This window comes from Streptomyces sp. NPDC060198, assembly GCF_042728415.1.
Classification (GTDB): Bacteria; Actinomycetota; Actinomycetes; order Streptomycetales; family Streptomycetaceae; genus Streptomyces.
In genome coordinates, this window is record NZ_JBHWZJ010000003.1 from 13640 (window position 1) to 31214 (window position 17575).

27 protein-coding genes are annotated in these 17575 nt (G+C 69.4%); 22 read left to right on the forward strand and 5 right to left on the reverse strand.

What is annotated here, in order from left to right; genetic code table 11:
- Positions 1 to 9 precede the first annotated feature (9 nt).
- Together ACFWEP_RS00910 and ACFWEP_RS00915 are read right to left on the reverse strand one after the other, a co-directional pair.
- Positions 10 to 534: a DUF6879 family protein gene (locus ACFWEP_RS00910; protein WP_387363450.1), complete on the reverse strand. Its 525-nt coding sequence runs from the start codon at positions 532 to 534 to the stop codon at positions 10 to 12.
- A 406-nt stretch (positions 535 to 940) separates the two neighbouring features.
- Positions 941 to 1702 carry a DeoR/GlpR family DNA-binding transcription regulator gene (locus ACFWEP_RS00915; RefSeq protein WP_387363453.1) on the reverse strand — a complete coding sequence of 254 codons (762 nt, stop codon included), beginning with the start codon at positions 1700 to 1702 and terminating at the stop codon, positions 941 to 943.
- 63 nt (positions 1703 to 1765) lie between these two features.
- Between ACFWEP_RS00915 and ACFWEP_RS00920 the strand changes: the two genes are divergently transcribed.
- From ACFWEP_RS00920 to ACFWEP_RS00930, 3 genes are all read left to right on the forward strand, one after another.
- Positions 1766 to 2149 carry a DUF4406 domain-containing protein gene (locus tag ACFWEP_RS00920; RefSeq protein ID WP_387363670.1) on the forward strand — a complete coding sequence of 128 codons (384 nt, stop codon included), beginning with the start codon at positions 1766 to 1768 and terminating at the stop codon, positions 2147 to 2149.
- Complete coding sequence (locus ACFWEP_RS00925; RefSeq protein WP_387363456.1) at positions 2146 to 2820, forward strand: NUDIX domain-containing protein; 675 nt, start codon at positions 2146 to 2148, stop codon at positions 2818 to 2820. The genes ACFWEP_RS00920 and ACFWEP_RS00925 overlap by 4 nt, the downstream gene beginning before the upstream one ends.
- Positions 2821 to 2896: 76 nt before the next feature.
- Complete coding sequence (locus ACFWEP_RS00930) at positions 2897 to 3187, forward strand: hypothetical protein (protein ID WP_387363459.1); 291 nt, start codon at positions 2897 to 2899, stop codon at positions 3185 to 3187.
- A gap of 156 nt (positions 3188 to 3343) precedes the next feature.
- Here the strand turns inward: ACFWEP_RS00930 and ACFWEP_RS00935 are convergent, their stop codons facing one another.
- The gene (locus ACFWEP_RS00935) at positions 3344 to 5401 is read right to left on the reverse strand and encodes a BTAD domain-containing putative transcriptional regulator (protein ID WP_387363462.1); all 2058 of its coding nucleotides are present in this window, start codon (positions 5399 to 5401) and stop codon (positions 3344 to 3346) included.
- A gap of 147 nt (positions 5402 to 5548) precedes the next feature.
- On the opposite strand from ACFWEP_RS00935, the gene ACFWEP_RS00940 reads away from it, so the two are divergent.
- On the forward strand, positions 5549 to 6430 hold the full coding sequence (locus ACFWEP_RS00940) for an alpha/beta fold hydrolase (protein WP_387363465.1): 882 nt from the start codon (positions 5549 to 5551) through the stop codon (positions 6428 to 6430).
- Positions 6431 to 6480: 50 nt separating this feature from the next.
- On the opposite strand, the gene ACFWEP_RS00945 is transcribed toward ACFWEP_RS00940, so the two are convergent.
- Together ACFWEP_RS00945 and ACFWEP_RS00950 are read right to left on the reverse strand one after the other, a co-directional pair.
- Positions 6481 to 7308 carry a pyrroline-5-carboxylate reductase family protein gene (locus tag ACFWEP_RS00945; protein ID WP_387363468.1) on the reverse strand — a complete coding sequence of 276 codons (828 nt, stop codon included), beginning with the start codon at positions 7306 to 7308 and terminating at the stop codon, positions 6481 to 6483.
- Positions 7309 to 7417: 109 nt separating this feature from the next.
- Positions 7418 to 8380: a DUF389 domain-containing protein gene (locus tag ACFWEP_RS00950; protein WP_387363471.1), complete on the reverse strand. Its 963-nt coding sequence runs from the start codon at positions 8378 to 8380 to the stop codon at positions 7418 to 7420.
- A gap of 749 nt (positions 8381 to 9129) precedes the next feature.
- Here ACFWEP_RS00950 and rpsJ point away from each other — a divergent pair.
- From rpsJ to rplR, 18 genes are all read left to right on the forward strand, one after another.
- Positions 9130 to 9438 carry a 30S ribosomal protein S10 gene (rpsJ, locus tag ACFWEP_RS00955; RefSeq protein ID WP_003948644.1) on the forward strand — a complete coding sequence of 103 codons (309 nt, stop codon included), beginning with the start codon at positions 9130 to 9132 and terminating at the stop codon, positions 9436 to 9438.
- Positions 9439 to 9451: 13 nt separating this feature from the next.
- On the forward strand, positions 9452 to 10096 hold the full coding sequence (gene rplC / locus ACFWEP_RS00960) for a 50S ribosomal protein L3 (RefSeq protein WP_275493820.1): 645 nt from the start codon (positions 9452 to 9454) through the stop codon (positions 10094 to 10096).
- 4 nt (positions 10097 to 10100) lie between these two features.
- On the forward strand, positions 10101 to 10751 hold the full coding sequence (gene rplD, locus ACFWEP_RS00965) for a 50S ribosomal protein L4 (RefSeq protein WP_266705246.1): 651 nt from the start codon (positions 10101 to 10103) through the stop codon (positions 10749 to 10751).
- The gene (gene rplW / locus ACFWEP_RS00970; RefSeq protein WP_266705244.1) at positions 10751 to 11074 is read left to right on the forward strand and encodes a 50S ribosomal protein L23; all 324 of its coding nucleotides are present in this window, start codon (positions 10751 to 10753) and stop codon (positions 11072 to 11074) included. Before rplD ends, rplW begins: the two co-directional genes overlap by 1 nt.
- Positions 11075 to 11124: 50 nt before the next feature.
- Positions 11125 to 11961, forward strand: coding sequence for a 50S ribosomal protein L2 (rplB, locus tag ACFWEP_RS00975; protein ID WP_328721286.1), 837 nt, complete (start codon positions 11125 to 11127; stop codon positions 11959 to 11961).
- A 12-nt stretch (positions 11962 to 11973) separates the two neighbouring features.
- On the forward strand, positions 11974 to 12255 hold the full coding sequence (gene rpsS / locus ACFWEP_RS00980; protein ID WP_023539342.1) for a 30S ribosomal protein S19: 282 nt from the start codon (positions 11974 to 11976) through the stop codon (positions 12253 to 12255).
- Between the two features lie 42 nt (positions 12256 to 12297).
- Positions 12298 to 12645, forward strand: coding sequence for a 50S ribosomal protein L22 (gene rplV, locus ACFWEP_RS00985; RefSeq protein ID WP_026290933.1), 348 nt, complete (start codon positions 12298 to 12300; stop codon positions 12643 to 12645).
- Positions 12645 to 13481, forward strand: a complete 837-nt coding sequence (gene rpsC, locus ACFWEP_RS00990) for a 30S ribosomal protein S3 (RefSeq protein WP_328721287.1) — start codon at positions 12645 to 12647, stop codon at positions 13479 to 13481. The genes rplV and rpsC overlap by 1 nt, the downstream gene beginning before the upstream one ends.
- A 5-nt stretch (positions 13482 to 13486) precedes the next feature.
- Positions 13487 to 13906: a 50S ribosomal protein L16 gene (rplP, locus tag ACFWEP_RS00995; RefSeq protein ID WP_014047785.1), complete on the forward strand. Its 420-nt coding sequence runs from the start codon at positions 13487 to 13489 to the stop codon at positions 13904 to 13906.
- Positions 13906 to 14130, forward strand: a complete 225-nt coding sequence (gene rpmC / locus ACFWEP_RS01000; protein ID WP_275493826.1) for a 50S ribosomal protein L29 — start codon at positions 13906 to 13908, stop codon at positions 14128 to 14130. Before rplP ends, rpmC begins: the two co-directional genes overlap by 1 nt.
- The gene (gene rpsQ / locus ACFWEP_RS01005; protein ID WP_275493827.1) at positions 14130 to 14414 is read left to right on the forward strand and encodes a 30S ribosomal protein S17; all 285 of its coding nucleotides are present in this window, start codon (positions 14130 to 14132) and stop codon (positions 14412 to 14414) included. The genes rpmC and rpsQ overlap by 1 nt, the downstream gene beginning before the upstream one ends.
- A 108-nt stretch (positions 14415 to 14522) precedes the next feature.
- On the forward strand, positions 14523 to 14891 hold the full coding sequence (rplN, locus tag ACFWEP_RS01010; protein WP_003966950.1) for a 50S ribosomal protein L14: 369 nt from the start codon (positions 14523 to 14525) through the stop codon (positions 14889 to 14891).
- A 2-nt stretch (positions 14892 to 14893) separates the two neighbouring features.
- Positions 14894 to 15217, forward strand: coding sequence for a 50S ribosomal protein L24 (gene rplX / locus ACFWEP_RS01015; protein ID WP_275493828.1), 324 nt, complete (start codon positions 14894 to 14896; stop codon positions 15215 to 15217).
- The gene (rplE, locus tag ACFWEP_RS01020; protein WP_387363480.1) at positions 15217 to 15774 is read left to right on the forward strand and encodes a 50S ribosomal protein L5; all 558 of its coding nucleotides are present in this window, start codon (positions 15217 to 15219) and stop codon (positions 15772 to 15774) included. The genes rplX and rplE overlap by 1 nt, the downstream gene beginning before the upstream one ends.
- A gap of 2 nt (positions 15775 to 15776) precedes the next feature.
- Positions 15777 to 15962 (forward strand): type Z 30S ribosomal protein S14, encoded by a 186-nt coding sequence (locus ACFWEP_RS01025; RefSeq protein WP_030368403.1) that lies wholly within the window; start codon positions 15777 to 15779, stop codon positions 15960 to 15962.
- Positions 15963 to 16186: 224 nt separating this feature from the next.
- A complete protein-coding gene (gene rpsH, locus ACFWEP_RS01030) occupies positions 16187 to 16585 on the forward strand; it encodes a 30S ribosomal protein S8 (protein ID WP_266705211.1) in 399 nt (132 codons plus the stop codon).
- A gap of 22 nt (positions 16586 to 16607) precedes the next feature.
- Entirely contained in the window at positions 16608 to 17147 is a 540-nt protein-coding gene (gene rplF, locus ACFWEP_RS01035; RefSeq protein ID WP_327176185.1) for a 50S ribosomal protein L6, read from the forward strand.
- A 2-nt stretch (positions 17148 to 17149) separates the two neighbouring features.
- Positions 17150 to 17533: a 50S ribosomal protein L18 gene (gene rplR, locus ACFWEP_RS01040; protein WP_387363484.1), complete on the forward strand. Its 384-nt coding sequence runs from the start codon at positions 17150 to 17152 to the stop codon at positions 17531 to 17533.
- The last annotated feature ends 42 nt before the right edge of the window (positions 17534 to 17575 follow it).

Below are 17575 nucleotides of genomic sequence, written 5' to 3' on the forward strand. Positions count from 1 at the left end.
GGTCAGGAATCAGACGGTGTACTTCTCGTGCGGGATCGCTCGCTCCCAGACCGCTTCGAACGACGATGCGCACAGTTCGGCTACAGCAGGTTCTTCCGTCTGGTCCGTGTGGACCCACCGGCCGACTCCGTCGAAGACGTTGAACTGCACGATTCGGCCGTCGAACAACCAGAAGTCATTGCCCGGTAGAGCAAGGTCCGAGGCGTTGCGACGAGGTAGCCAACGGATCCTTTCTCCGGCCGCGACGTTCGTGAACGTGCCCGAGTGCTCAAAGGCGATGTATTCGCTGACGGGCTCAGAGACGATGCGTGCCCGTCGGATCACCACACCTTTGGCCGTGACCTCCTGCACGAGGTCGAGCCATGGACGCCACCAGGATGCCGGGTCCCCCGTGGAAAGCCTGTGGCCCTGCTTCCACGCTGCGAAGCCGTCGATCTCGTTTTCGACGCCGTAGGTATCGCGCATCTCAAGGTGGACGGCTGACTCCCGCACGGACCTGATGAGGTCGGAAAAGTCAGTCAGACTCTGCGACACGAAGCGCCTCCCGGAGAAGCGGGACCATCCGCTTCGGAACTCTGATCACCGACTCGTGTCCGGGGATTCGCACGTCCCGCGAGCTTTCGCTCACGGTCTGGTCGTCCGCCGTCCACCCTTGAATCACAAGGTCCTTGGATTCTTGATCCACCCAAACGGCGGGCGATCCGTGGTCACCGGACTCGGGATCTTTACCGACGAAACGTAGGGCCATGGCGCCCCTCCCGTCCAACTCGTTGCGCCTGGTTGCGAGCTTTCCACTTTGCCGGAGACTGCGGGGCGGGAGGGCTCGTTCACGCTGATCCGCCCCTCAAGAGGCGCTCGGCGCCCTTCCGAAGCGCGGATGTCGCCAGGCGTGCCCTGGCCCGGCCCCGGACCCGCTCCACCGTCACCCGCCCCGTAGAGGTCACCCGGCGGCCAGTACCTCCACCCCCACCTCCGCCACGAGCCGCTCGATCACCGGGTCGCCCGGGTCGGCGTCGGTGATCAGGCCGGTGACGCGTTCCCAGGGCAGGACGCGGTACTGCGAGGCCGTGCCGATCTTCTCCGAGGACGCCAGGACGTACGTCTCCGCGGCCCGCGCGGAGAGAGCCCGTTTCATCGCCGCCTCCTCCGCGTCCCCGGTCGTCAGTCCGGCCTCCGGGTGGACGCCGGTGACGCCGAGCAGGCAGAGATCGGCGGAGACGTAGCTCGCGGCCTCGACCGCCGCCGCGCCGCAGGTGACCGCCGAGTGCTTGAAGACGCGGCCCCCGAGCAGGTAGAGCTCCGCCCGCGGGTGGTCGATCAGGGCGGCGGCGATCGTCGGGCTGTGGGTGATCACGGTGCAGGCGAGGTCCGGCGGGAGCGCGCGGGCGACCGCGAGGGCGGTGGTGCCGCCGTCCAGGATCAGTGAGCCGCCCGGCCGCACCAGGCCCGCCGCCACCGCGGCGACCCGCTGCTTCCCGCCTGGTGCCACCTCCTGCCGGGCCGCGTAGTCGGCCACCGCCGGAGAGACGGGCAGAGCCCCGCCGTAGACCCGCTGGCACAGCCCCTCGGCCGCGAGGTCGCGCAGGTCGCGGCGGACGCTGTCCTCGGAAATGCCCAGTTCGGAGGCGACGTCCTTGGCGACGATCTTGCCCTCGCGGGCCAGCAGACCGAGTAGGTGATCGCGTCGTTCAGCAGCAAGCATGCACGTTCTCTCCTGTTCTTGCGCGTTTCTGCGTGTAGTGTAGTCGGCATGAACGGCACACTCGTGGCGAACAAGCCCATGCTCATCCTCATCGCCGGCCCGTACCGCTCCGGCACCGACGGCGACCCGCAGGCCATGGCCGACAACCTCCGCCGCCTCGAAGGTGCCGCGTGGCCGGTCTTCGCCGCCGGGCACGTCCCCGTCATCGGCGAGTGGGTCGCCTTGCCCGTGCTGCGTTCCGCAGGCGCGGGTCCCACCGACCCGCTCGCCGACGAGGTCCTCTACCCGGTCGCCGACCGGCTGCTCGCGCACTGCGACGCCGTACTCCGCCTCCCCGGCGAGTCCGCCGGGGCCGACCAGGACGTCGCCACAGCCCGGCGCCGCGGCCTGCCCGTCTACTTCGAGGCGAGCGAGATCCCCCGCCGTACGCCGGGCGAGGTCGCGTGACCGCCCGCCCCGGCATCGATACTCCCGACCATCGGGGCCGTACCGGCCTCGATCGGGCGGGTCGCGGCCTGGACCGCAATCCTGACGTCGTGGTCCAGGCCGTCGAACTCACCTCCAGGGGCTGGCACGTCCTGCGCCGCACCACCTTCGACTACCGCCGCCGCGACGGTCGTTGGGAGACGCAGCAGCGCGAGACGTACGACCGGGGCAACGGCGCCGTCGTCCTGCCGTACGACACCGGGCGGGGCCGCGTGCTGCTCACCCGGCAGTTCCGGTACCCGGCCTACGTCAACGACCACCCCGACGGCATGCTCGTCGAAGCCGCCGCCGGGCTGCTCGACGCGGACGACCCGCTCACCGCCGTCCGCCGCGAGGCGGCCGAGGAACTCGGCATCACCCTGGGCCCGCTCACGCACGTCTTCGACGCGTACATGAGCCCCGGGTCCGTCACCGAACGGCTCCACTTCTACGCCGCCCCGTACACGGAGGCCGACCGGACCGGAGCCGGTGGCGGCGTGGAGGAGGAGGGGGAGGACATCGAGGTCCTCGACGTGCCCTTCGCCGAGGCCCTCGCCATGACCCGCGACGGGCGGGTCACCGACGGCAAGACGATCATGCTGCTGCAATGGGCGGCGCTGGACGGCCCGTTCGCGCCCCGGCGGAACTCGTGACGACAGCCGGGTCCGGTTCGACGGAGTGGTACCGAAACCCTTCGACGGCAAGGCGGGACGCTTCTACGCTCATCGGATGATCGGCATGGAAGTACGCGGCGACACCCTTGAGGTCGTGGCCCGGGCCACGACGCGGGTCGAGTGGGCCGACGCCTTCGCGGAGCTGGATACGGCCCGGTTCCCCATGCTCGCGGCCCTGACGCCGTACGGGGACGCGGTCTTCAACGGGCGGCAGGTGCCGCTGCTGACGGCGGAACTCGACCGGATGCCGGCCGCGTGGGGAGGCGACTGGGTCGAGCAAGCCCGCGCAATGTGCCGGATCGTCGAGGCGGGGTCGCACCTGTACCTGTGGTTCGTCGGCGACTGATCACGCCGGCTCCACGCGACCGCAACCGGACCGTCGGGGAGACTTTCCGCCGTGCGATGGCATGCACCGAACGCCGCCGGACCCGCCCTCCGGGAAGACGGCACCGCCCTCACCGCACGCCCGGCCGGCCGTCGTCGGTGGAGTCCGGGAACGCGCTCACGCCTCGCCGTCGTCGGTGGCCGGCCCGGTGGAGGAGGCCGGCCTCCGCAGTGCGGCGTCCACGGCGGCCACGTGGCGGGCGACCGTGCCGAAGGAGATCAGGCCGCTGCCCGCTCCGGCGTACTCGGCCCCGGCAGCGGCGAGTTCCGCACGGGCGCGGCGCAGGACGGGCAGATGTCCCACGGATGCGGCGGCACGCGCGAGTACGCACCACAGCGCCTCCTGGAGCAGGTCGTGCGGAGGCCGGGGAACGTTCGTCAGCGCCTGACGGGCCTCCTCGGTGGCGCCCGACGCGGCCAGCAGCAGGGGTTCCAGCCATGGGCGGTACGGGCCCGGGTCCAGGCCCGCGAAGTCACCGGGACCGGGCAGGGCGTCACCGCGCATCACGGGGACCAGCGCGACCAGCGCGGCGGCCCCCCGGGTGAGGCCGGGCATGCCGCACTCGGCCGTCTCCGCCAAAACCCGCGCGTATCCGGGGCGGGCGACGCGCCAGCCCTCGGCCTCGCAGGTGCGCAGCGCCCGGTACCAGGCGGTGAACACACCGGCGAGCGGGCGTTCGTTGCGGTGTGCGAGCCGGTCGATCTCCTCCGCCTCGATGTCCGCCTCCGCGAAACGGCCCTGGCCGGCGAGAGCCTGGAGACGGACGATGCGGCCCAGTACCTCGTGCCCGGGGAGCTGGTGGTCGATGCTCAGCCGGGTCAGTTCGACGCCGAGGGCGTCCCGGCGGGCGGCCGAACCGCAGGCGGCGAAGGCCTGCATGAAGGCGCCGTTGAGCGCGAACGCGAGAAGCGCGGGGTCGCCGAGGCGCCGGGCCAGCCGGACGGCCTCCTCGGCGGCGCGTTCGGCGCGCAGGCGCCACGGTTCGGCGGCGGGGGCGTCGCCGGCTCGGGGAAGCGGGGCGTCCGAGGCGGCATCTCCCCGGGATTCGACAGCCACCACGGACAGCAGCCGGGCACGCAGGGCGGCAGGCCCTTCGGGGCCGAGCCGGGCGGCGGCGCGGGCCGCGGCCCGTGACAGCTCCCCGGCGCCGTCCGGGTCGTCGGCGCGGGTCCACACGGCGGGTACGTCGTAGGAACCGATGATCCGGGCGGCCAGTTCCGGGTCGCCCGTCGTCTCGGCCGCCGCGACGAGGTCCCGCCGGTGCCGGTGCGCCTCTTCCAGGCCGTCGGGCCCGGTGACCGCGAGGTCGCGGAGCAGGCCGGCGGTGGCGTGCAACCGCGCCTTGGCGCGGGCGGGCACCGAGCGGTCCCAGGAGGCCGCCGCCCGGTCCCAGACGCTGTCGGCCACCCCGGCCGGCTCGGCGGCCGAGTCCGCCGGACCACCGAGAATGCGCGCCTCGGTCCGAGCCAGGGCTCGCCCGGTACGGTCCCCGCCGCCCAGAGCTTCACGGGCTTGGGCCAGCACCCGCAGAGCCTCTCCGTGCCGCCCCGCACGGTCGAGCGCGGTGGCCAGCAGCACCCAGCCGTCCTCCCGGCCGGGGTGGGCGGCGACGTGGGCCAGCAGGTCGGCGACCGCGTCACGGGCGGCGCCGGTCGCCAGCCGGGCGTCGGCACGTCGCTCGACCGCGTCGAGTCGCAGCGCCTCCAGCCGGGCACGTTCGGCCGCGGCCCACGCGACGGCGGGGAAGTCGGCCAGCACCGCTCCCCGCCAGCACGCGAGTGCCTCGTCCCACAGGGCGACCGCCCCGTGCGGCGGCGCGCCGGCGGCACGGGCGGCCGCGTCCTCGAACCGCCAGGCGTCGACCGACCCGCGATCCGTACGCAGCGCGTAACCGGGACCCTCGGTGACCAGCAGGCGCGAGGGCCGTCGGGGCGGACGGTCGGCTTCCAGAGCGCGGCGCAAGGCCGCGACGAACGTACGGACCGCGCCGACCGCGCCTGCCGGGGCGTCGTCCTCCCACAGGTCGGCCACCAGCCGGCCGACCGGCACCACCCGGCCCCTGGCGATCAGCAGCCGGCCGAGCACCTCCCGGTGGCGGGGTGCGCCGAGCGGGAGCGGCGAACCGTCGGCCGCCCAAGCGGCCACCGGGCCCAGCAGTCCGAACTCCACGCCCACGACAGGGGTCCTTTCACCGCCGGGGCGCGCGTCCACTCATCGATCGCTGATCCGGCGCCCACAACCTGGATGACGTCCCCGGACGGCCCGGCTCACCGAGGCCCGAGGTCCGGATCGTCCACTCTGTCATCTCTCACAGGAGTCGTTGTGACAGCCCTGAGCATTCCCGGTTTCACCGAGCACCGCGTGACCGTCGACGACGGCGTCACCCTGAGCGCAGCCGTCGGCGGCGCGGGCGCACCCGTCGTTCTGCTGCACGGTTTCCCGCAGACCCGCCTCATGTGGCGGCACGTCGCCGCCGACCTGGCAGCGGATCACACCGTCATCTGTCCCGACCTGCGTGGCTACGGTGCCAGCGACAAGCCGGCCGAGACCGGCCCCGATGTCTACGCCAAGCGCACCATGGCCCGTGACGTCGTACGCCTCGCCGCCGGACTCGGCCACGACCGGTTCGTCCTGGCCGGTCACGACCGCGGCGCCCTGGTCGCCTTCCGCGCCGCGATGGACCACCCGGACGCCGTCGCCCGCGCCCTCTTCCTCGACGTCCTGCCGACCCTCGACATGTGGGACGCGCTGCGCGGCGTGGACGGGGCGGTCGGCTTCCACCTCTACCTGATGGCCCAGGCTCCCGGCCTGCCCGAGGAGATGATCCGGGGGGCCGCCGACACCTTCTTCGGCTACTTCCTCGACGCCTGGACCAAGAACCCGGACGCGATCCCCGCCGACGTCCGCGCCCACTACCTGGCCGCCTCGGCCGCGGCCGTCCCCTCCGTCGTCGCCGACTACCGCGCCTCGGCCGGTGTGGATGTGGACCACGACACCGCCGACAAGGAGGCGGGCAACAAGCTGGCCATGCCGGTGACCGTCCTCCAGCAGGACTGGGGCGCCGCTCTCGGCTACCACGCCCACAGCCTGTGGAGTGCCTGGACCGACGACCTGGAGCACCGCACGGTGTCGTGCGGCCACTACATGGCCGAGGAAGACCCCCTGCTGATCGCCGAGGAGATCAGGGCGCTCGCAACCCGCTGATCGGGAGCACCGACGCCCTCCCCGGACGGCGGTCGGGGGACGGACTCCGGTCAGTCCTGCACCGCCGTACCCAACTCCGGCGCGGACTTGGACCACTCGTTCCCCTCCGTAGCCCGGAACGCCGCCCCCCACGCCCCGGCGAGGCCGTCGCGGGCGGCCTCCAGGCCGGCGGCCGTGTTGCCTCCGGGTACGGCGACCCGGTCCACGACCTCGTCCAGCGAGGCGCCCTCCCCGAGCAGGCGGCTCAGGGCGTGCAGGCTCTGCGCGACGAGGGCCTCGGCCAGCTCCCCGGGCAGCGGGGCGCCCCGCTGCTCCTGGGCGTCCACCATGGCCCGGGCGGCACCGGCAAGCAGCGCCGGACCGCAGGACGCCAGGTCGGTCGCGGCCCGGCCCTGGCTCTCCTCGATCACGAACGGCGTCGAGAAGGCCCGGAGCAGGCCGAGCAGCTCCTCGGTGGCCCCGGCCGTCAGGCGCGGGCCCGGTACCAGCAGGGTCGCCCCGGCCCCCTTGTCGTTGCCGACGCTCGGGATCAGCTTGGCCACCGGGCCGGGGACCGCGTCCGCGAGGGTGCGGAGCGGCAGGCCGTTGTTGACGGTGATCACGAGGTGCCGGGCGGTGAGCCCGGGCCGCAGCTCGTCCAGGGCCGTCGGCAGGTCCGCGTTCCGTACGCACAGCACGATCACGTCGGTGTGGTGGGGCAACTGCCTCAGGGCCAGGACCGTCGCGGCGGGCACGGTCTCCTGCAGGCGCGCCACGCTGGACGCGGACCGGCCCGCCGCGAACAGCAGACCGGGGGCGACCGCCCTCCGGAAACCCGCCGCCAGGGTCAGCCCCATCCGGCCGAGACCCACCACGCCCACTGCCCGGTACTCGCTCATGGCGCCCAGCTTGGCAGACGCGGACGGGCACGATCACGCGCACGCGAACGGCACCACCCGCGCCCACGGCCGCACGCTCCCCGAGCCTCGGCCGCGCTTCGGCCGCACCTCAGCCGCGCTTTCGCCCGGCGCCTCCCGGCGCGGTGGAACGGCTCAACTGGCGGGCCCAGAGCGCCTTCTGGGCGAGCAGGGTGAGGGTGCCGGCCAGCACGATGCCGCCCAGGTTGGCGAGGAGCTGCTGCGAGGAACCCACCGTCTGCGCGTAGTCGGAGTAGCTGAACGCCACCGCCGCGTTGGCCGCCGCCGGCACCGTGGTCACCGAGATCGTGACCCCGATCAGGGCTGCCGACTTCGCCGAGGTGAGCGACAGGGTGCCCGCGACGCCCGCGAGGAAGGCGACCACGAACGACATCCAGTCCGGCTGCCAGATGAAAGCGGTGTTCGGCCGGTCGCCCTCGACCATCGCCCGGCTGAACAGGCCGCACGCGTCCAGCAGCCACGCGAACCCTGCCGTCATCACCATCGCCGCCGCGAAGCCGCCGATCAGCGCCAGCAGCGAACGCGAGACCAGCCGGGGAGCCCGCTGCACCAGGGCGGTGGAGACCCCGGCCAGGGGGCCGAACTCGGGGCCCACCGCCATCGCCCCGACGATCAGGATCGCGTTGTCCAGCATCACGCCGACCGCCGCGAGCATGGTGGCGATCGTCAGGAAGGCGACGTACGTGATGCTGAAGGTCGACTCCTCGTGGGTGACCTCCGTCAGTTCCTCCCAGAGCACGGCGTCCGCACCGTCGCCGGGCGCCTGTTCCTCGGCCTCGTCGGCCCGGGTGGAGAGGGTGAGCTCCGGGTTCTCCACGGTGATCGAGCCCTCGCGGTCGATCCCGAGCCCGCGCAGCGCCCCGATGAGCGGGTCGCCCGCCTCCCGGGCCACGTCGCAGAGCACCAGGTCTCCCGCGGGGGAGCGGGCCGCGCCGGGAAGGACCACGAGGTGGGTGGTGCCCACGCTGCCCTCCAGCAGCCGCACCACGTCGTCGGTGCGGTCCGCCGGGACGATCAGGCGCAGATGCAGCACGGGGGCCACCCTCCCAGGAGTCGGCGACGGCACGGGACCGGGCGGTCCGGGGCCTGGGCCGTGTCCGGCACGGCCTCGCGAAGGAGCCTCAGGGTGGCACGGCCTCGCGAAGGAGCCTCAGGGTGGCACGGCCGCGCGAAGGAGCCTCAGGGTGGCACGGCCGCGCGAAGGAGCCTCAGGGTGGCACGGCCGCGCGAAGGAGCCTCAGGGTGGCACGGCCGCGCGGCTGGCCGGGAACAGCGGTCACCGGGCCCTGTCGATCCACCGGCCGAGCCCCCGGCCCGCGCTCGGCACCACGGCTGTCACGGGGACGCCGGCGGCACCCTGAAGCGTGCCCGCGTTTGAGCAATCGCTCGTGGGGGGTAAGATCCTCGGCCGATTGGCCAGGGTCGCTTCCCGTGTGGCACACTGGCCAGGTTGCTCGGTTGAGTGTCAATGCTGCGCGCCTCCCGCCGGGAGGACCGGAAGCGAGTCCCACAGTACTCGTCGACCCTGTACGGGTCGGAAGTACGGGAATCTTCCGGGAAGCGTCAGAGGGGCATAGACCAGGCACCCGGTGGGCGTTCCGCCCCCGATCTGCTCTTCATTGAGCGCAGCGCGGTCTTTGGGCCCGCACCCCCTTGGTTGGGATCTCCTTCGGGAGATTTTCGTAGAGGGGATGCGACACGCCCGACCGCGTGGGTCGGATGCGGAGGACTGGAGAACCCCCGGGTTCCAGAGCGTTTCGAGAGACAGGACTACTAGTAGCCATGGCGGGACAGAAGATCCGCATCCGGCTCAAGGCCTACGACCACGAGGTCATCGACTCCTCGGCGAAGAAGATCGTCGAGACGGTGACCCGCACTGGTGCGTCGGTCGCGGGCCCGGTGCCGCTGCCCACTGAGAAGAACGTGTACTGCGTCATCAAGTCGCCGCACAAGTACAAGGACTCGCGCGAGCACTTCGAGATGCGCACGCACAAGCGCCTCATCGACATTCTCGACCCCACGCCGAAGACGGTTGACTCGCTGATGCGTCTCGACCTGCCGGCCGGCGTCGACATCGAGATCAAGCTCTGAGGTGACGCGCGAGATGGCTAAGAACATTAAGGGCGTCCTGGGCGAGAAGCTCGGCATGACCCAGGTCTGGGACGAGAACAACCGGGTTGTCCCGGTGACCGTCGTCAAGGCCGGGCCCTGTGTCGTCACCCAGGTCCGCACCAACGACAACGACGGCTACGAGTCGGTCCAGATCGCCTTCGGCGAGATCGACCCGCGCAAGGTGAACAAGCCCCTCAAGGGTCACTTCGCCAAGGCCGACGTGACCCCGCGCCGCCACCTGGTGGAGCTGCGCACCCCGGACGCCAGCGAGTACACGCTGGGCCAGGAGCTCACCGCCGAGGTGTTCGAGTCCGGCGTCAAGGTTGACGTCACGGGCAAGAGCAAGGGCAAGGGCTTCGCCGGTGTCATGAAGCGTCACAACTTCAAGGGCCTCGGCGCCGGTCACGGCGTCCAGCGCAAGCACCGTTCCCCCGGTTCGATCGGTGGCTGCGCCACCCCTGGGCGTGTCTTCAAGGGCATGCGCATGGCCGGTCGCATGGGTAACGAGCGCGTCACCACCCAGAACCTGACCATCCACGCGGTTGACGCGGAGAAGGGTCTGCTCCTCATCAAGGGCGCGGTCCCCGGTCCGAACGGCGGCCTCGTACTGGTCCGTACCGCGGCCAAGGGGGCTTGAGGTAATGAGCACCATTGACATCCTTTCGCCGGCAGGCGACAAGGCCGGTACCGTCGAGCTCCCCGCGGAGATCTTCGACGCGAAGACCAGCGTTCCGCTGATCCACCAGGTCGTTGTCGCTCAGCTGGCTGCTGCCCGTCAGGGCACGCACAAGACCAAGCGTCGCGGCGAAGTCCGTGGTGGTGGCCGCAAGCCGTACCGCCAGAAGGGCACCGGCCGCGCCCGCCAGGGTTCGACCCGCGCGCCGCAGTTCGCCGGCGGTGGCGTCGTCCACGGCCCGCAGCCGCGTGACTACTCGCAGCGCACCCCGAAGAAGATGAAGGCCGCCGCCCTCCGCGGTGCCCTCTCGGACCGGGCGCGTCACTCCCGCATCCACGTCATCACCGGCGTGGTCGAGGGTGGAGTCTCCACCAAGGCCGCCAAGACGCTGTTCGGCAAGATCTCGGAGCGCCCCAACCTGCTCCTGGTCGTCGACCGCGCCGACGAGGCCGCGTGGCTCTCCGCGCGCAACCTGCCCCAGGTGCACATCCTGGAGCCGGGCCAGCTCAACACGTACGACGTGATCGTCTCTGACGACGTGGTCTTCACCCAGGCCGCTTTCGAGTCCTTCGTGTCTGGCCCCCAGACCGCTGAGACCGAAGGGAGCGACGCCTGATGAGCACGGCGACCGTTACCAGCAAGACGTACTCGGACCCGCGCGACATCCTCGTGAAGCCGGTCGTGTCCGAGAAGAGCTACGCGCTGCTCGACGAGAACAAGTACACGTTCATCGTCGCGCCCGGCTCCAACAAGACCCAGATCAAGCAGGCCGTCGAGGCGGTCTTCTCGGTCAAGGTCACCGGGGTCAACACGATCAACCGTCAGGGTAAGCGCAAGCGCACCAAGACCGGTTTCGGCAAGCGCGCCGACACGAAGCGCGCCATCGTGACCCTCGCCGAGGGCGACCGTATCGACATCTTCGGCGGCCCGACCTCCTGACGGAGGTAGGGACGTCCAGGATCCGGAATATTTCCGAGGACTGAGAAAACATGGGTATCCGCAAGTACAAGCCGACGACGCCGGGCCGTCGTGGCTCCAGCGTCGCCGACTTTGTCGAGATCACGCGGTCCACGCCGGAGAAGTCGCTGGTCCGCCCCCTGCACAGCAAGGGCGGCCGTAACAACACCGGTCGTGTGACCGTTCGCCACCAGGGTGGTGGCCACAAGCGCGCCTTCCGCGTGATCGACTTCCGTCGTCACGACAAGGACGGCGTGCCGGCCAAGGTCGCGCACATCGAGTACGACCCCAACCGCACCGCGCGCATCGCACTGCTGCACTACGCGGACGGCGAGAAGCGTTACATCGTCGCTCCGAAGGGCCTGAAGCAGGGCGACCGTGTCGAGAACGGCCCGACCGCCGACATCAAGCCCGGCAACAACCTGGCGCTGCGCAACATCCCGGTCGGTACGACCATCCACGCCATCGAGCTGCGGCCCGGCGGCGGCGCGAAGTTCGCCCGTTCCGCCGGTGCCTCCGTGCAGCTGCTGGCGAAGGAGGGCACGATGGCCCACCTTCGTATGCCTTCCGGTGAGATCCGGCTGGTCGACGCCCGCTGCCGCGCCACCATCGGCGAGGTCGGCAACGCCGAGCAGTCGAACATCAACTGGGGCAAGGCCGGCCGTATGCGCTGGAAGGGCGTTCGCCCGACCGTCCGCGGTGTCGCGATGAACCCGGTTGACCACCCGCACGGTGGTGGTGAAGGCAAGACCTCCGGTGGACGTCACCCGGTCTCGCCGTGGGGTCAGAAGGAGGGTCGTACTCGCTCGCCGAAGAAGGCATCGAGCAAGTACATCGTCCGCCGCCGCAAGACGAACAAGAAGCGCTAGGAGCGGGTTTAGATGCCGCGCAGTCTCAAGAAGGGGCCCTTCGTCGACGGACACCTCATCAAGAAGGTGGACGTACAGAACGAGGCAGGCACCAAGAACGTCATCAAGACCTGGTCCCGTCGCTCGATGATCATCCCGGCCATGCTGGGTCACACCATCGCGGTGCACAACGGCAAGATCCACGTCCCGGTGTTCGTCACCGAGTCGATGGTCGGCCACAAGCTCGGCGAGTTCTCGCCGACTCGCACCTTCCGCGGCCACGTCAAGGACGACCGGAAGTCGAAGCGCCGCTAACGCGGGGTGGAAACGACTATGACTCACACCGAAGGGACAACCATGGAAGCCAGGGCCCAGGCGCGGTACATCCGCGTCACGCCCATGAAGGCCCGCCGAGTGGTGGACCTCATCCGTGGCATGGATGCCACGGAGGCTCAGGCGGTCCTGCGTTTCGCCCCGCAGGCCGCGAGCGTGCCGGTTGGCAAGGTGCTTGACAGCGCCATTGCCAACGCTGCACACAACTACGACCACCCTGACGCCTCTTCGCTGGTCATCAGCGAGGCGTACGTGGACGAGGGCCCGACCCTGAAGCGGTTCCGTCCGCGTGCTCAGGGCCGTGCCTACCGGATCCGTAAGCGGACCAGCCACATCACCGTGGTCGTCAGCAGCAAGGAAGGAACCCGGTAATGGGCCAGAAGGTAAACCCGCACGGGTTCCGGCTCGGCATTACCACGGACTTCAAGTCCCGTTGGTACGCCGACAAGCTGTACAAGGACTACGTCAAGGAAGACGTCGCCATTCGTCGCATGATGACGAAGGGCATGGAGCGCGCCGGCATCTCGAAGGTTGAGATCGAGCGCACCCGCGACCGCGTCCGCGTCGACATCCACACCGCTCGTCCGGGCATCGTCATCGGCCGCCGCGGCGCCGAGGCCGACCGCATCCGCGGCGAGCTGGAGAAGCTGACCGGCAAGCAGGTCCAGCTGAACATCCTCGAGGTCAAGAACCCCGAGGTTGACGCTCAGCTGGTGGCCCAGGCCGTCGCCGAGCAGCTCTCCTCCCGCGTCTCCTTCCGTCGCGCCATGCGTAAGAGCATGCAGAGCTCGATGAAGGCCGGCGCCAAGGGCATCAAGATCCAGTGCGGTGGCCGCCTCGGCGGCGCCGAGATGTCCCGCTCGGAGTTCTACCGCGAGGGCCGCGTGCCCCTGCACACGCTCCGCGCGAACGTCGACTACGGCTTCTTCGAGGCCAAGACGACCTTCGGCCGCATCGGCGTGAAGGTCTGGATCTACAAGGGCGACGTCAAGAACATCGCCGAGGTCCGCGCCGAGAACGCCGCTGCCCGCGCCGGCAACCGCCCGGCCCGTGGCGGCACCGACCGCCCGGCCGGCCGTGGTGGCCGCGGTGGCGAGCGTGGCGGTCGCGGACGCAAGCCGCAGCAGCCCGGCACGGTGGAGGCCCCCAAGGCCGACGCCCCCGCCGCCGCTGCTCCGGCTGCTGAGAGCACCGGAACGGAGGCCTGACCGAAATGCTGATCCCCCGTAGGGTCAAGCACCGCAAGCAGCACCACCCGAAGCGCAGCGGTATGTCCAAGGGTGGTACGCAGGTTGCGTTCGGCGAGTACGGCATCCAGGCGCTGACCCCGGCGTACGTGACGAACCGCCAGATCGAAGCAGCTCGTATCGCGATGACCCGCCACATCAAGCGTGGCGGCAAGGTCTGGATCAACATCTACCCGGACCGCCCCCTGACGAAGAAGCCTGCCGAGACCCGCATGGGTTCCGGTAAGGGTTCTCCCGAGTGGTGGATCGCGAACGTCAAGCCCGGTCGGGTGATGTTCGAGCTGTCCTACCCGAACGAGAAGATTGCTCGTGAGGCGCTTACCCGCGCTGCTCACAAGCTTCCGATGAAGTGCCGGATTGTTCGGCGCGAGGCAGGTGAGTCGTGATGTCGGTCGGTACCAAGGCGTCCGAGCTGCGCGAACTGGGCGACGAGGAGCTCCTCAACAAGCTCCGCGAGGCCAAGGAAGAGCTGTTCAACCTCCGCTTCCAGGCGGCAACTGGTCAGCTCGAGAACCACGGTCGGCTCAAGTCCGTCCGTAAGGACATCGCGCGGATCTACACCCTGATGCGTGAGCGCGAGCTGGGCATCGAAACGGTGGAGAGCGCCTGATGAGCGAGAAGACTGTGACTGAGACCAACACCGACCGCGGTTTCCGCAAGACCCGTGAGGGTCTGGTCGTCAGCGACAAGATGGACAAGACCGTCGTCGTCGCCGTCGAGGACCGCGTGAAGCACGCTCTGTACGGCAAGGTCATCCGCCGTACGAACAAGCTCAAGGCTCACGACGAGCAGAACACTGCCGGCGTCGGCGACCGCGTCATCATCATGGAGACGCGTCCGCTGTCCGCCTCGAAGCGGTGGCGCATCGTCGAGATCCTCGAGAAGGCCAAGTAATTCCTGAGGGGTTCCCCTCAGGTCGGTTCCGCCAGGCTCGGTGAGGGAGCTCCGTAATCCACTTACGGAGCTCCCCGCCGGGAACCGGCAGACGATCAGGAGATAGACGTGATCCAGCAGGAGTCGCGACTTCGCGTCGCCGACAACACGGGTGCGAAGGAAATCCTCACCATCCGTGTTCTCGGTGGTTCGGGTCGCCGCTACGCGGGCATCGGTGACGTCATCGTCGCCACCGTCAAGGACGCGATCCCCGGCGGTAACGTGAAGAAGGGTGACGTCGTCAAGGCCGTCATCGTTCGCACCGTCAAGGAGCGCCGTCGTCAGGATGGCTCGTACATCCGCTTCGACGAGAACGCAGCCGTCATTCTGAAGAACGACGGCGACCCCCGCGGCACCCGCATCTTCGGCCCGGTGGGCCGGGAGCTGCGCGAGAAGAAGTTCATGAAGATCATCTCGCTCGCGCCGGAGGTGCTGTAAGCATGAAGATCAAGAAGGGCGACCTGGTTCAGGTCATCACCGGTAAGGACAAGGGCAAGCAGGGCAAGGTCATCGTGGCCTACCCCGCTCAGGACCGCGTCCTCGTCGAGGGTGTCAACCGGGTCAAGAAGCACACCAAGGCCGGTCAGACGGCTCGCGGTTCGCAGACCGGCGGCATCGTCACCACTGAGGCCCCGATTCACGTCAGCAACGTTCAGCTGGTTGTGGAGAAGGACGGCAACAAGGTCGTCACCCGCGTCGGCTACCGCTTTGACGACGAGGGCAACAAGGTCCGCGTTGCCAAGCGGACTGGTGAGGACATCTGATGACTGCCACCACTTCGCCGCGTCTCAAGACGCGCTACCGCGAGGAAATCGCCGGCAAGCTGCGTGAGGAGTTCTCGTACGAGAACGTCATGCAGGTTCCCGGCCTGGTCAAGATCGTGGTCAACATGGGTGTGGGCGACGCCGCCCGCGACTCCAAGCTGATCGACGGCGCCGTGCGCGACCTCACCACGATCACCGGCCAGAAGCCTGCCGTTACCAAGGCCCGCAAGTCCATCGCGCAGTTCAAGCTGCGCGAGGGCCAGCCGATCGGCTGCCACGTCACCCTTCGTGGTGACCGGATGTGGGAGTTCCTGGACCGTACGCTGTCGCTCGCGCTGCCGCGTATCCGTGACTTCCGTGGCCTGTCGCCGAAGCAGTTCGACGGCCGTGGTAACTACACCTTCGGTCTCACGGAGCAGGTCATGTTCCACGAGATCGACCAGGACAAGATCGACCGGGTCCGGGGCATGGACATCACCGTGGTCACCACGGCGACCAACGACGACGAGGGTCGTGCCCTCCTTCGTCACCTCGGCTTCCCGTTCAAGGAGAACTGACCGTGGCGAAGAAGTCCCTGATCGCTAAGGCTGCCCGCAAGCCGAAGTTCGGCGTTCGCGCGTACACGCGTTGCCAGCGCTGCGGCCGCCCGCACTCCGTCTACCGCAAGTTCGGCCTGTGCCGCGTGTGCCTTCGTGAGATGGCTCACCGTGGCGAGCTGCCGGGCGTGACCAAGAGCTCCTGGTAATTTCCCCTCGCCCTTTGGGCGTTGGGATTACCCGGAGACTCTCGGTAAGCATCTGGTCGGCAGGAGCCCCTCCTTTCATGCCGTAGGCTAGAAGGGTTGGGCGCCTGCCGCCCTAGACCGACTTACTACGCCGTAGGTCCCCGCACCGCACCCGTCCCGCCACAGAGTGGGGAGAGGGATGGCGCATACAGGAAACCCCGGCGAGAGAGGCCGAAGGCCAACTCATGACCATGACTGATCCGATCGCAGACATGCTCACGCGTCTGCGTAACGCGAACTCGGCGTACCACGACTCCGTCGTGATGCCGCACAGCAAGATCAAGTCGCACATCGCGGAGATCCTCCAGCAGGAGGGCTTCATCACCGGCTGGAAGGTCGAGGACGCCGAGGTTGGCAAGAACCTCGTTCTCGACCTGAAGTTCGGTCCGAACCGCGAGCGCTCGATCGCCGGCATCAAGCGAATCTCGAAGCCGGGTCTGCGTGTATACGCAAAGTCCACCAACCTGCCGAAGGTCCTCGGCGGCCTGGGCGTGGCGATCATCTCCACGTCCCACGGTCTCCTGACCGGCCAGCAGGCCAGCAAGAAGGGCGTAGGTGGGGAAGTCCTCGCCTACGTCTGGTAGTCGGGAATCGGAGGAATAGCTCATGTCGCGAATCGGCAAGCTCCCCATCCAGGTTCCCGCCGGTGTGGACGTCACCATCGATGGCCGCACGGTCGCGGTGAAGGGCCCCAAGGGTTCCCTCACGCACACCGTTGCCGCGCCGATCGAGGTCACCAAGGGTGAGGACGGCGTTCTGAACGTCGTCCGCCCGAACGACGAGCGTCAGAACAAGGCCCTTCACGGCCTGTCCCGCACGCTGGTGGCGAACATGATCACCGGCGTGACCCAGGGATACAGCAAGGCGCTCGAAATCAGCGGTGTCGGTTACCGCGTCCAGGCGAAGGGCTCCAACCTGGAGTTCGCCCTGGGCTACAGCCACCCGATCCTCATCGAGGCTCCGGAAGGCATCACCTTCAAGGTCGAGTCGCCCACGAAGCTCAGCGTCGAGGGCATCGACAAGCAGAAGGTCGGCGAGGTAGCCGCCAACATCCGCAAGCTGCGGAAGCCCGACCCGTACAAGGCCAAGGGCGTCAAGTACGCGGGCGAGGTCATCCGCCGCAAGGTCGGAAAGGCTGGTAAGTAGCCATGGCATACGGCGTGAAGATCGCCAAGGGCGACGCGTACAAGCGCGCTGCCCGCAAGCGGCGCCACATCCGCGTCCGCAAGCACGTCTCCGGTTCGCCGGAGCGTCCCCGCCTCGTCGTGACGCGTTCCAACCGTCACATCGTGGCCCAGGTCATCGACGACATCGCCGGCCACACGGTCGCGTCGGCGTCGACCCTGGACGTCTCCATCCGTGGTGGCGAAGGTGACAAGAGCGCTCAGGCCCAGCAGGTCGGCGCCCTGGTCGCCGAGCGCGCCAAGGCCGCAGGCGTCGAGGCCGTCGTGTTTGACCGCGGTGGTAACCAGTACGCCGGGCGGATTGCCGCTCTGGCTGACGCCGCCCGTGAAGCCGGGCTGAAGTTCTAAGCCCCGGTTCCTACGCACAGCGGACGTAACAGAGAGAGGTAA

Excerpts from the sequence above, each read along its gene's own strand:
- ACFWEP_RS00915 (WP_387363453.1), bottom strand. The coding sequence starts at position 1,702 with ATGCTTGCTGCTGAACGACGCGATCACCTACTCGGTCTGCTGGCCCGC.
- ACFWEP_RS00930 (WP_387363459.1), top strand. The coding sequence starts at position 2,897 with ATGATCGGCATGGAAGTACGCGGCGACACCCTTGAGGTCGTGGCCCGG.
- ACFWEP_RS00945 (WP_387363468.1), bottom strand. The coding sequence starts at position 7,308 with ATGAGCGAGTACCGGGCAGTGGGCGTGGTGGGTCTCGGCCGGATGGGG.
- rpsJ (WP_003948644.1), top strand. The coding sequence starts at position 9,130 with ATGGCGGGACAGAAGATCCGCATCCGGCTCAAGGCCTACGACCACGAG.
- rplC (WP_275493820.1), top strand. The coding sequence starts at position 9,452 with ATGGCTAAGAACATTAAGGGCGTCCTGGGCGAGAAGCTCGGCATGACC.
- rplD (WP_266705246.1), top strand. The coding sequence starts at position 10,101 with ATGAGCACCATTGACATCCTTTCGCCGGCAGGCGACAAGGCCGGTACC.
- rplW (WP_266705244.1), top strand. The coding sequence starts at position 10,751 with ATGAGCACGGCGACCGTTACCAGCAAGACGTACTCGGACCCGCGCGAC.
- rplB (WP_328721286.1), top strand. The coding sequence starts at position 11,125 with ATGGGTATCCGCAAGTACAAGCCGACGACGCCGGGCCGTCGTGGCTCC.
- rpsS (WP_023539342.1), top strand. The coding sequence starts at position 11,974 with ATGCCGCGCAGTCTCAAGAAGGGGCCCTTCGTCGACGGACACCTCATC.
- rplV (WP_026290933.1), top strand. The coding sequence starts at position 12,298 with ATGGAAGCCAGGGCCCAGGCGCGGTACATCCGCGTCACGCCCATGAAG.
- rpsC (WP_328721287.1), top strand. The coding sequence starts at position 12,645 with ATGGGCCAGAAGGTAAACCCGCACGGGTTCCGGCTCGGCATTACCACG.
- rplP (WP_014047785.1), top strand. The coding sequence starts at position 13,487 with ATGCTGATCCCCCGTAGGGTCAAGCACCGCAAGCAGCACCACCCGAAG.
- rpmC (WP_275493826.1), top strand. The coding sequence starts at position 13,906 with ATGTCGGTCGGTACCAAGGCGTCCGAGCTGCGCGAACTGGGCGACGAG.
- rpsQ (WP_275493827.1), top strand. The coding sequence starts at position 14,130 with ATGAGCGAGAAGACTGTGACTGAGACCAACACCGACCGCGGTTTCCGC.
- rplX (WP_275493828.1), top strand. The coding sequence starts at position 14,894 with ATGAAGATCAAGAAGGGCGACCTGGTTCAGGTCATCACCGGTAAGGAC.
- rplE (WP_387363480.1), top strand. The coding sequence starts at position 15,217 with ATGACTGCCACCACTTCGCCGCGTCTCAAGACGCGCTACCGCGAGGAA.
- rpsH (WP_266705211.1), top strand. The coding sequence starts at position 16,187 with ATGACCATGACTGATCCGATCGCAGACATGCTCACGCGTCTGCGTAAC.
- rplF (WP_327176185.1), top strand. The coding sequence starts at position 16,608 with ATGTCGCGAATCGGCAAGCTCCCCATCCAGGTTCCCGCCGGTGTGGAC.
- rplR (WP_387363484.1), top strand. The coding sequence starts at position 17,150 with ATGGCATACGGCGTGAAGATCGCCAAGGGCGACGCGTACAAGCGCGCT.